Genomic DNA, 12,588 nt, shown 5'->3' with positions numbered 1-12,588 from the left:
TAACAAATTGCACAAAAGGAAGAAGAAAAGACTAACCTAATATAGATTCCTAGCTTCGCCCGGAAAGACAATAATTCGATGGGATTTGGGAATAAAAAGGGGCGGCGTAGCCGCCCCTTTTTATTCCAACCCAAAACCAAGGTTTTGTCATTCCGACCGAAGGGAGGAATCTGCCAACCGTTCTTCCAGCTGAATAAAGATAAACAGGTCATTTCAATCCTTAATGATCTATTTATCACTTTATCAATATTATTTACAACAATATCTACTGCAGGGAAGCTTTGCGGGCTTTGCGTGGTCTATCTTTGCGGTCTTTGCGTGAACCAAAAGTCTTTTCAAATATGCTTTTTACTTCAATTCATTGGACACAATTTGAAGACTTTTTTTAATTCTTTTTCAAAAGACTTTGTATTTTTGACAAAATCATTCAAAACAGAAATATTCAAAATGGACAGCCTAGGCGAAACTATTAAAAAACTTCGAAAAGAAAAGGAATTGCCTTTGCGGACAGTCGCTGCATATCTCGACATTGACCAGGCAATTTTAAGCAAAATTGAAAGAGGAAAACGCAATGCAAACCGTGAACAGGTGCTTAAACTTGCCAAATTCTTTGAGATAAAAGAATCCGACTTGCTTGTGTCTTGGCTGTCTGACAAGTTGGTGTATGAAGTGGCAAACGAAGATGTGGCTTTGAAAGCTCTGCAAGTTGCGGAAGAAAAAGTGAGTTATCTCGCAAAAGCTAAGACAAATAAAGCAACAATAATTAGTGCTTTAAAAAGCATATTTAAAACAGAGGACCGTGTTACATCGGCTTGGTTGTTTGGTTCGTGGGCTAGGGGGGAAGAAAACTTAGACAGTGACGTCGATATAATGATAGAAATGAATTCCGACTTCAAATATTCCATGTTCGACATATTGGATATTGCACATATTATAGAGAATAAAATTAATAGAAAAGTTGACCTTGTAGAAAAAGGCTATCTCAAAGACTTTGCCGCCAAAACAATTGGTAATGATTTAATTAAAATATATGGATAAGCCAACATCCATAGAACGAGTGCAGCATATACTGGATGCTATACAATTAATAGGTCAGTTCGTTGAGGGAGAAAACGAAGTTACATTTGTGAAAGACGTGAAACTACAAAGTGCTGTGCAATATCAATTTTTAATTATTGTAGAGGCGATAAAGCATATTGATAATGGAATTTTATTAAAATACAATTATCCCTGGCACATTCCCCGATCATTCCGGAATTTTATCATTCATGTGTATCACGGTATAAAAATGGAAAGAATTTATTATGCCACACAAGATCTAAAAGAATTAAAAGCACAACTGAATAAGATATTAGAAAATGAATTTTAAATGAGCCAACGCCAGATGCGATTAGATTCATTCTCTTTAATATGAAAACCTTATTGGTAAAGGTTAATATCTAAACCTAACAGGATTTCATCAAAACCGATATAAACAGGCTATTTGCAACATAATATCCCATGATTGCAACATAGGTATCCCATACCTATCTACCCTTAGAGCTACTTTTGCAGCATAAATGTTTGCATCCGTTTTGTTCAGTCTAGTAATGAAAGTTCAAGATTGAAATTGAAAGATGCAAGCACCATTTTGTATTAAGCCAGCTTTCAAAAATGTATTTAAAAATTACCGAAAATTTACTCCATCGGTGGATGATCCTGATTTTCTGTCTTGTCTTTTGGATTACAAATGGACATAGTCAGAATATTGAAGATCTGCTAAATAGGAAGAAGGACTCCACTTCTTTTATTAAAAACATGCTCTCCGGAGATCCATTTTCCGTTACAGGCAACTACGGACTTTCACTTAGATCCTACAATACAGATGGGGAAATGGTCCGCCAGACTCCGTTGAGTTCCACGCTTTATGCCAATGCTACTGCGAAACTATACAGCATTACAATTCCGGTGAGCTTCATCCTGAATAACCTGGATAATTTCAGTCATCCATTTCACAAGGAATATTTCCAAGGGATGCTGTCGAATCAACGAAACAGACTGTCCCGTCTAGGTATCAGTCCATACTACAAATGGATTAAAGTGCATGCAGGCCATCGATACATGAATTTTTCAAACTATACACTTTCCAATCACAACTTCCTGGGTGCCGGCATAGAATTGACGCCTGGTAAGTTAAGATTTGCAGCCATGGCGGGACGTTTGGTAAAGGCAGAACCCATCGACCTTGCCTTGGACAGGCCCAATTTGCCGGTTTACAGAAGAGAAGGCTGGGGTTTCAAAGCAGGATATGGGACAAATAGTGACTTTATTGATTTCATTTTATTCAGAGCGAAAGATGATGCCAATTCTTTGGAGAATCAGGTGATTACAGAAGGAATACTTCAGCCGGAAGAAAACCTTGTCATGGCAATTAAAGGTCAGAAAGTAATAGTGAAAAATCTGCAAATTGACTTTGAATTGGCTCGCAGTGGACGCACCCGCAACATGAATGATGATAGAGTAGAGCGATCCGGTGGTTTATCACTTGACTACAGCAATCCAATTTTCAGAAGAAGAACATCGACATCTTATGGCAATGCCGCAACTGCAAACCTTACCTATCGTCTCGGAAAAATACAGTTGGGAGCCGGCTATCAACGCATCGATCCTCAATTCAGGACCTTTGGTGCCTATTTTTTCAATGACGACATAGAAAACTATACAGCTCAATTGTCGGGTTTTGGAATAAAGAATTTTTCTTTTACCGGCACGGCAGGTTTGCAGAGAAATAATCTGGATGGTAGCAGACAAGCCAGTTATCGTCGTTTTATCTCCGCACTCAATGCAAATTACCAGGTCAAAACGTGGATTTTTGGGGTCAATTATTCCAATTTTAATTCGACGATCAATTATGTTTTATCTCAGGATCAGGACTCTTTGAAAGTTGTCATAGTGACTTCCGATGTATCAGGAAATATCTCTAAGAGTCTTACTGGAAATAACGGTGCTATGCACAATTTCAATCTGAGAGGAGGTCTTCAGAAAGTAAACCAAAATCTGGAAACGCCTGCCGGCAATCCAGCCACCAATATGTATTACGCCAATCTTGGGTATAATCTTAGACTCAAGTCCGATTGGAATGGAAACCTAAATCTGGACTATAACCAAAATTCACTGAGTGGCATCCGCCAAGATAGATATGGCATTGGGGGCAAAATTGGGAGAAGCTTATTCAAAAAGAAACTTGATCTGGCATTAGGCACTCAAGCTTACAGAGGAAGCAGCCCAAGCGACATTAGATCTTCGATGCAAACGAATTCTAGCCTTAAAGCAAATTGGAAGATATCTAAACTTCAAGCATTACAATTTCAACTTAATGTCATTCAAAACACGAGAATTACCGGCAGTTCTACGGATAAATTTTCTGAATTAATAGCTTCTATTGGCTTCAATGGCAGATTTGAATACAAGCCTTTTGTCAAGAAGAACACTAACCCAAAAATAGATCAGAAGGATGAGAAATAGTAAGTTACTTTCACTTGGCTGGAGGAATTCACCTCTTATCCTTGCCCTATTTTGCTTCCAAATGATAGCGTCTTCAGTGATGGCTCAAACCATATATCCCGTCTCAGTTTCGTCACAGATGATCATAGGTGGCAGCGTGTATATCGGAGACTTTGCCAATCCAATGGCCACAGCAAATAAACTCAATTATACTTTGAAGCTGGAAGATCCCGTTGAAACAGAACGTACGGTTTATTTTCGGGTCACAATAGCGCAAAATGGAACCATCATTGCATCCAACCCCATAGGCTTCAGAGGTAATCAAATTACGCTGGAGCGCAACGTACCTTATTTTATCAATGGCGAAGATCTTGCGCAGAACCTTAGTATAAACAATCTCATCGGCTTGTCCGGTCCATTTGCATATGGGGTACTCAATGAAGGCATCACAGATATTTGCCTCGAGGTCATAGATGCAGTTCGAGAAGAACCAATTTCCGCCAGAGTTTGCGCTACAGGATACCTTGCTAGGTTGCAGGCGCCTATTTTAATATTGCCGATAGAAGGTCAGAATTTATTTGAAGGTCAGCTCAATAACCTTGTTTTTACCTGGCAAATGACAGATCCGCTGGCTCATCTTCCCTTCGCAAATATTGATTACTTATTTGAGTTGAGAGAGAAGTCACCACTTTTAGACCCACAGGATCAATTTGAAAATCACACATTGATCTATAGTGCAAATCTGGATCAATTTTCAGTTTTCTACAATGAACTGGCATCTCAGCTGGATCCTTCGACTACTTATATATGGCGTGTCACGGCAAGATTTTTTGATCAGCAGGGCAATCCCGCTCCTAACTATTTTGTAAATAATGGCATAAGTCGCATAGGTGTTTTTCAGGTGTTGCCTGACCTGACCATTAATAGTGGAGAGAGTGGAGTTTCTTGTTTTTGCCCTAATGGAGAATGTGATATTATTTTCCCTTCAAACACTCCCGCTCAACGAAATCTGATGGTCGGCGACAGCGTGCGATATGGTTCCTTCTATATGAAGATCAGTGAGTTGGACGGATCCGGAAGTAGTGGTATAGGAAGTGTGAAGATCCCTTTTTTGAATTCAAATGTATCGGTAGCATTTGACAATATCAACATCAATGATCAGTTTGAAGTAACCCAGGGAAATGTCTCTGCAATTGCTTCACAGCTAGTGAGCGCTATCGGTATCGACGCGGACGATCTACCTGATCTGTCTGCGCTTCCCATTGGTTCCACTTGGCTTTCTGATATGAATCAACATGTGCAGGCTATACAGGAAAGCATGTCTTTACCACTTTCTCTTGGCAATAAACTGGCATTATTAGGTTTTTCGATGCCCTTTGACGTATTTGTAACAGACCTGGACTTCAATGCTTATGGCGCAGCTACTGTGAATCTGCTGATGTCTATTCCCGGAACTAATGGTCAAATAATCAATTTCGGTGCCACAGGAGTAAAAATCGGAAGAAATGGGTTTGATATGGCAGGGCTCAAGCTTTATTTATTGAGCGATATCACGATTCCTGGCTTGTCCTCACTTCCATTAGTCATAAGAAAAGCAGTGCAAAATGATCCTTCATTGGGCAGTTATATCACATTTGGCTGCAATGGATTTGAGCAATTTAATTTGCAATGCAGCTACATTTTCCCAACAACTCAATTGCAAAGAACCGACAACACAGCGCTACCCGTTGTCGCTGATATTACTTTAAAATCCAGTTCATGGGGTCAGTTTATTGGCTACGGAAGTATTGATAACTTCAGTGTAACCGGCGCACCTGGTTGGAATTTTAGTGCTCAAAATATTATTTTAGATCTTGATCAATTGACCAACCCAACCGAGGTTAAGTTTCCGGCAAACTATCTACCGAATAATGGAGCTGCTTGGAAAGGCTTTTATATAGATCAAATTTCGGTGGAATTGCCGGAGGATATCAGTATGGCAGCGGGAAACTCTACCACATTTTCTGCAAATAATATTATAATCGACAATGAAGGAATGACCTGCAGAGCAGAAGGTGTCAATATTTTAGATATTTCTACCGGGAATGTCGGAGGTTGGGCTTATTCCATCGACTCCATCAGTGTTAATATTTTTAAAAATAGTTTTGTAAATGCGCATGTAGCCGGAAAGATGGGCATTGGTGTTTTGGATGCAGAAATAGAATATCAGGGATTGATTTTCAAAGACAATAACAACAATTATAGCTTCAATCTTAGTCCTGTCGGAAGTTTTGCGATTCCTTATTTAATGCTTACGGCAAGTATCGATCAAGGTAGTTATCTAGCTATTGAAAAGCAACCTGTCACTAATAAATATAAGCCTTATGCAGACTTGAATATATCCGTCGAACTTAACGTCAATGAAGATGACTTCCGAAATGCCGGCCTTGGAAGTGTCGTGGATGAGTTGAAAGGAATCATGAATATCGATGAATTTGACTTTGGGGTAACGGGCATTAAATTCAACCATTTTAAAATTAATCACCCTGATCTGCCCATTGGAAAGCATTTTTCATTGGAAAGTACGGATGGAGGTGCCATCATTATTCCCGGCCTACCGGATATCAATCTGAGTGATTTAAAATTATTGGAACAGGAGCGCGACTTCAACGGATTCAATCTTCCTGCGCTTGGGATCGATATCCAGATGCAGTTGGGATTTGCCTCAATAGGTGTTGGAGTTTGGGCTAAAAAAGACAGTGCAAAGACCGACGGTTATAAATTTGGAAAATTTGAATTGAAGCTACCTGATTTTTCAGGAATGTCCTTTAAGTGTAACTGTGAAACACCGACTAACAATCCAGGAGATGCTCCAAAACCAAACTTTTGTGTAGCACCGATATTGACTGGAGGAACTTCAACTTCAATTCAGATTAATGATCGTGTCAAGGTAGGACATTTCGTAATGCGTGTGGAAGAGTTGAATGGCAACCAAGGCAAGGGCAAAATGGAAGTACCATTTTTGAATTTACTGCTGGATGTAGAATTTAACAATATTCAAGTTCATAAAATGGCCAACGGTGAAAAAAGGCTGATTAGTGGAGTGGTATTAACTTCCCCTAATGCTTCGCTGGGCGGATTCAATGTCGAAGTTAGTGAAACAGAAGGTCCAATGGATCTTAGTGCATTGAGTGTTACTTCAGAATTTATGGATCAAATGGACAATCTATCTTCTGAAGAAGGTGGATTCTTCAGCATGCCTTTTTCGATAAGTGAAAAAATGGATGAAATGTTTGGAGTGGCTTTACCTGAAGGCTTTGATTTTATTTTACTGGGAATGAAGTTTGAAGCCGGTAGAGCGCGACTTAGCTCGATGTTGACACTCAAATTGCCCGGTGATAATTACATGAAGTTCGGTCTTTCAGGGATGAATATTCGTCCCGATGGATTCAATCTCGATGGTATTCAAATTTATTTGGCGGAAGATTTTACAATTCAAAATTAGATGATACACATGCCGTACATACATATTTTCAAAGTACAAATATTTTGTGTCGTTCTGATGCTTTGCTTCAATGGCGTAGTCATTGCGAAAGGTGATTTTGAACCAATGGATAAAATTGCCGGTATCGGAAATGAAATTATCCTGCCAACGAGTCAAACGCAAATATTAGCTAAAAAAATTACTGGACTTGTCCTCCTTTGGACTAGACCAACAATTGAAACATATTCTGGAATTCAACTGGAAGCATTGAAGGATTATGATCTAAAATCTAAATTACCACAAAATGGCTCCGAACTTACAAAAATGATATTGTCAAGAGCGAATAAGCAATCTCTACCTTTGTTGTTAAATTCTTCTGACTATTTTTCAGGTGCTGATTTTCATGGTCATCAGATGTTTCTAAGTAGTTTGAAAGAAACGTCTCATGGATTGATGGCGGAACTTGTGTTTTCGGTACTAACTCCGGAAGATCAGGTATTAAATTTTACGAGAAGCAATGTTTTAGTTACAGGAAAGAGTAATGAACTGTGCAATATGCAACTTAGTCTTGAAGGAGATGAATCTACTAATGATCCTGAATTTCCCATTACCATCAAAGGTAGTATGGATCTGGATAGTGCGAGTTATGTTTCATTTACTTGCGATGGATTTGAAAGTTTTCAATTAATCTGTGAATACAGGTTTCCTAATTCTTTGTTGACACCGGTACAAGTGGGGCGAAATAATGTTCGCGCCATGTTCAAGATCACTTCAACTGAATTAGGTCAATTTATAGGAACAGTTAGCATAGATCCTTTTGAAGTAGTGGGATTAGATGATGTGAGATTTGAAATACAGGAGGCGGTAGTGGACTATAGTACGGGCAGCAATTTTGCAGGCATGGAAGAAATAATCGATCCTCAATGGCCTGCTGATTTACGAGGTAAATATCTGAACGATACATGGCGCGGATTTTATATGAAAAGATTGTCTGTCAGTTTACCTGAAGGACTTTCTACGACCTCCGGACAGCGCATTAATATTGCGATTGAAGACTTATTGGCGGACCATGGTTCAGGAGTGACTGGCAAAGTCATGGCAAGTCCTGCGCTATCAGGCAATGTTTCCGGTTGGGGTCTTTCGCTTGATCAATTGTTATTAGAAGTATTGGCCAATAGTGTACACGAATTCAAGCTGGAAGGTAAAATAAATATTCCAATCATGGAAGGTACTTCAGGTTATGAAGCCATGTTCAATTATCCACCGGGAAATCCTAACGGAAAGGCGGAGATCAGCTTCAATCTGACGCTTGATGGTACGTATAAAATGCCATTTCTAGCCAATAGCAGCCTAACACTTGACAATGGTTCCGTCGCAGGAATAAGTTATACTCAAGGTAAGTTTCAGCCTCATGCTACCCTGCATGGAAAGATCGAACTTGGATTGAGTAATCCTAAAGTGACTTTGCCGGCGATGGAATTTCAGGATTTCAAAATTAATGATTTCTCCTTGCCATCTTATGGCGATGTGGCAGGAAAAGTCACGGGAGGATTGGATAAGATCAGTGTCGGCGCATTTGGGTTTGGCGGATTAGCACTTCCGGGAGGATCAGGTTCAACGGGATATCTTGACACAAATGATGATTGGTATTTAGGAAATAAATTAGCTAGTGGCCCAAATAATAGTGGGCTTTCATTAAACAATCAAAATAATACGCCCGGCAATGACCCGATACCTAATCAAAAACTCGCAGGTTTTCCTATTACCATCAGAAATATCGGATTGGGTAAAGGTCAGGATGGCGAGAATTCTTGTTACAAGCTGAACTTTACGATCGGAGTTAATTTTGCAAAAGGGGTAAATGCCTTTAATGCCGAAGGGAGTTTTTCAGTTTGGGCTGGTTTGGATTTTAACAAAATTCTTAGTTCAAAACCTTGGGATGCAGTTTCTTACCGCAAAACAACTGTTGAAAGCATATTGATAGAGGCTGATCTGGGTAAAGTTTCTATTACCGGTGGTATCCGCCTGATCAATGACGATCCTGTGTATGGAAGCGGTTTTAAAGGCGCAATAGCGATGTCCGTTAAATTGCCAAGTGCAGGATTTATTGTCCAAAGTGTAGGCCAGTTTGGTAATATTCCTGCTACAAATGGTGTGGAAGATTACCGGTATTTCTTTGTAGATGCAGAGGTGGGATTCAGCTCAGGTTTACAATTAGGAAATACAGGATTGGCTATTTATGGATTTAGCGGTGGCTTATTCTACAATATGAATCGTCTGGGAATGGACCCTGCCACGGTCGCTGCAAATAAAAATGTTGCTTCGATGCCGCCAAATGCGATTCCGAATATGACAGGTCAACTGCTCGAACCCGGCATCACACTTTCCGGAACTCAATATGTACCTAAACTTAATAAAACGAGCTTTCAGGTAGGGATGATATTCGGACTTTCAGCACCACAGACGATGCTCGCAGATGTCGCCTTCGGCATGGACATCAATACCTCGAATGGCTTTGCCATAGAAAAAGTGTATTTTAATGGAGGTGCTTATCTGATGAACAAGGGACTTGCTGAAAGGAAAAAGGCTGCTTCAGTGCTACAGTTGAAACTTCAACTTGATTTGTTAAATGATGAATTGGTGGGCAACTTTGGATTTGCTTTTTCTGTTCCGACAGGTGTCCCTGCCAATTTAGCTTTAATCACCGGACTATATAATACTAACTTAGCTGCAGTCAATGTTTACTTCAAATTTAAAGGCCAAAAGGAATACTTTTTCTATGCGGGCACACCTACCGAGCCGATGAAAATTAATTTCCAGTTGACGGAGTCCATCAAATTGGGAAACATCAATGCTTATTTCATGGTCGGTACCAAGATGCCTGTTATTCCTACACTCGTGGAAGTCTTCGATCAGGAAGGTTATGATTTGCCAAATGAACTTAGAAATATTGCAGGCCGAAGTTTTATCTCCGGTGATCGGGGAGTTGCTTTTGGTGCCAGATTGAGTATTCCGAAGAAAACGTATAAATTTTTGATGTTCAGTTCTTCTATTCAAGCGATGGCAGGATTCGATGCCAGCATGATGTATGTAGATCAAAATGTTTCTTGTGGTTCCAATGGGACTTTCGGCATGAATAATTGGTACATGCAAGGTCAGGCTTATGGCGCTTTTAAAGGATCATTGAGCATGCGCATTAATCTGCTTTTCTATTCAGGTACGGTGAAAATAGCAGAGTTGGAGGCTGGAGCAGCACTTCAAGCCAAACTACCAAATCCAACCTGGATGATGGGCTTCATCTATGGAAGATATTCTGTATTAGGTGGCAGGATCAAAGGTCGGTTTAGCTTTAAATTAGAGATGGGAGAGCAATGCAGCGAGCTTCCGGAATATGATCCTTTGGCTAATATTCCGCTGATCATGGATGTAAGTCCTGTCGATAAGAGCAATACTGAAATTTATAACAGCCCTTCAGCTACTTTCTTTATTCCTATGGGTCAGACATTAAATATTCCAATTACTGACAACAATGGAAAAGTGACAACCAAATTCTATCAATGTTTTGTAAATGATACCTATTCTAAGATAAATAAAAAAGGCAGTTCTGTTGCCATTCCTATTATTATCAATTACCAGGACACTTTTAGCACTGCAGTTTTTCAACCCAAATCTATGTTGGAGCCAAACACTGATTATGAATTTACGATCAGAGTAGGTTGGAAAGAAATAAAAGGAGCGCAAATTATTGCCAGTGCCACATTTGAAGAAAGAAAGATTTCATTTCGAACAGGAGATAAGCCAATAAAGATCATTTCAGAAGCGATTGGATATCAAGCGCCGGGGTTCCGACAGAGATATTGGCACAAAAACTATGCACGACCTCTACTGGAGTTCAAACAACATGGTTGGGACTATTTATTCCCTACTGTCAGGCCGGTTTCATTTAAAACGAAAGATGTAAATATTGCATTAGCTTTTAGTGATGCCGGATGGAATACGGTAAAAGTGGGTGATTCTACAAAGATCTCAAGAGACATTCCTTTAAAGTATGTGTGCAGACTCAAAAACACTAAAACTAATAGTGTAGTTGATTTAGACATCAATGAATATCCTGTAAATAATCAGGATGGCGGTTTCGAACTAGTAATTGACTTTTTCTACATCAATGGCTTCCCGATTCCTATCATCAAGTTGGTTCCCAAGAATTTGAGCGGAAAATTAGTGCGGTTTGATGATTTGAATAATCTGATGCTGACAAAGGGGCAAATCTATTCCATAGAAATCATTCAGACAGCTGACGGTGCAGTGCCTATGCCGGTAACTACCACGGCAGTCGAAAATACAGAGTCTGTCATGTACAATGATACTTTGGAAGTATTTACCAAAGAAACAGTTACGCTTCAAGTGACGCCTTTGAATCAATATAATCAAGCCCTACAGCAGATGATTGGCGATGTGGTCCTTTACAATGATTATCACTTTGGAGTGAGTAAATATGAACATATCAGATATAAATATTATGATATTACTCATGCATCCGACATGCAGGGAGGGTTTCGAAATGACTTTGGATATCCGGATGCTCAACTACCTCAGGTAAAATTTTCCTATCCAACATTTGATGAATACTATGGATTCAATAACCCACTGGAACCATTTGATAAATTTGATCAGATTGTGCTTAGAAACAATCTCCAACTCAGAACCGACGGAGTCTATGGCAATCCTGTAAGAGATTATATGCTAAACCAAAGAAAGCCTATTGAAATGCTTGATTTAGTTGGTGACAGAGCAAATAATTATGTTAAAGCAATGAGAGCTGTGCTTGCCAAAAATGATTCTAAAGCTCAAATATTGAGAGATGAATTGTCTGTACCTGAACTTTTTCTCCAAAGTTTTATAATACCTTATGACCTTTACTACCCAAGGAATAGTGATAACAAAACTTATTCAGACCAAACAGGGGTTCTTTTGCGGGACAATGGTTCTTTGGCCGCCTGGTATAAATTCAAAAATAAAAGGTTGAATGACGAAGAAAATTCTAATAGATTGTCTTTCCAACAATATAAAGATTTTACAAAAAAAGTACTAGGCAATTACTTAAACGTGCCTGGATGGGCTAATCAATTGCACTTTAATACGAGTTTCAGTTCAACGATTACCGACAGTGAAATTACCACTAAAACTATGAAGACGTGGGGACCGGGAAATTATCCTGCTAATTACAGTTTGCCGGGCTCTTCCTATGCACCGGGGTCTACGGTCATGTGGATACAAAATAGCGAGGGGAGAATTCTACAAAATATGCTTCAAATGTATGTGAATCATGCCATTTATTTGGATCAATTGACCTACGCGTTGATTATTTCTAAAGAACAATTAAATACCTATCGGTTGATGAGAAACTATTATATAGATGAGGCCAACCACAGTTTTTATAAAAAACTATTGGATGTCTACTCCAACAATAGATTGGCAGCATTGAAAACTAAACAGTTAGGTTGGAAATTGAGATTTACAAACAATCAGGCACCGGAATATATACATTCACTGGGTACGCAGGACGGTAATACAAGAGGAACAGGGATTAATGTGGATTCATATGATGTAATCATGAGGTTTTTTGGATATTAATTTACAAT

Annotated in this window: 5 protein-coding genes; all 5 read left to right on the top strand. The window is 39.3% G+C overall.

The window, feature by feature from the left end; translation table 11 throughout:
* Positions 1-78 precede the first annotated feature (78 nt).
* The 5 genes from IPI15_RS12650 to IPI15_RS12630 all read left to right on the top strand — a co-directional run bounded on the left by IPI15_RS12650 (position 79) and on the right by IPI15_RS12630 (position 12,580).
* Positions 79-1,038, top strand: coding sequence for a nucleotidyltransferase domain-containing protein (locus IPI15_RS12650; RefSeq protein WP_287420542.1), 960 nt, complete (start codon positions 79-81; stop codon positions 1,036-1,038).
* Positions 1,031-1,369, top strand: a complete 339-nt coding sequence (locus IPI15_RS12645; protein WP_287420540.1) for a HepT-like ribonuclease domain-containing protein — start codon at positions 1,031-1,033, stop codon at positions 1,367-1,369. The genes IPI15_RS12650 and IPI15_RS12645 overlap by 8 nt, the downstream gene beginning before the upstream one ends.
* 323 nt (positions 1,370-1,692) lie before the next feature.
* Positions 1,693-3,504, top strand: coding sequence for a porin family protein (locus tag IPI15_RS12640; protein ID WP_287420538.1), 1,812 nt, complete (start codon positions 1,693-1,695; stop codon positions 3,502-3,504).
* Positions 3,494-6,967: a hypothetical protein gene (locus tag IPI15_RS12635; RefSeq protein ID WP_287420537.1), complete on the top strand. Its 3,474-nt coding sequence runs from the start codon at positions 3,494-3,496 to the stop codon at positions 6,965-6,967. The genes IPI15_RS12640 and IPI15_RS12635 overlap by 11 nt, the downstream gene beginning before the upstream one ends.
* A 9-nt stretch (positions 6,968-6,976) precedes the next feature.
* Positions 6,977-12,580, top strand: a complete 5,604-nt coding sequence (locus IPI15_RS12630; RefSeq protein WP_287420536.1) for an Ig-like domain-containing domain — start codon at positions 6,977-6,979, stop codon at positions 12,578-12,580.
* The last annotated feature ends 8 nt before the right edge of the window (positions 12,581-12,588 follow it).

The sequence above is a fragment of the Candidatus Brachybacter algidus genome, assembly GCF_016707225.1.
Classification (GTDB): domain Bacteria; phylum Bacteroidota; class Bacteroidia; order Chitinophagales; family Saprospiraceae; genus Parvibacillus; species Parvibacillus algidus.
Note: the sequence above shows the minus strand (reverse complement) of the source record. Positions and strands in the feature narration are given on the sequence as shown.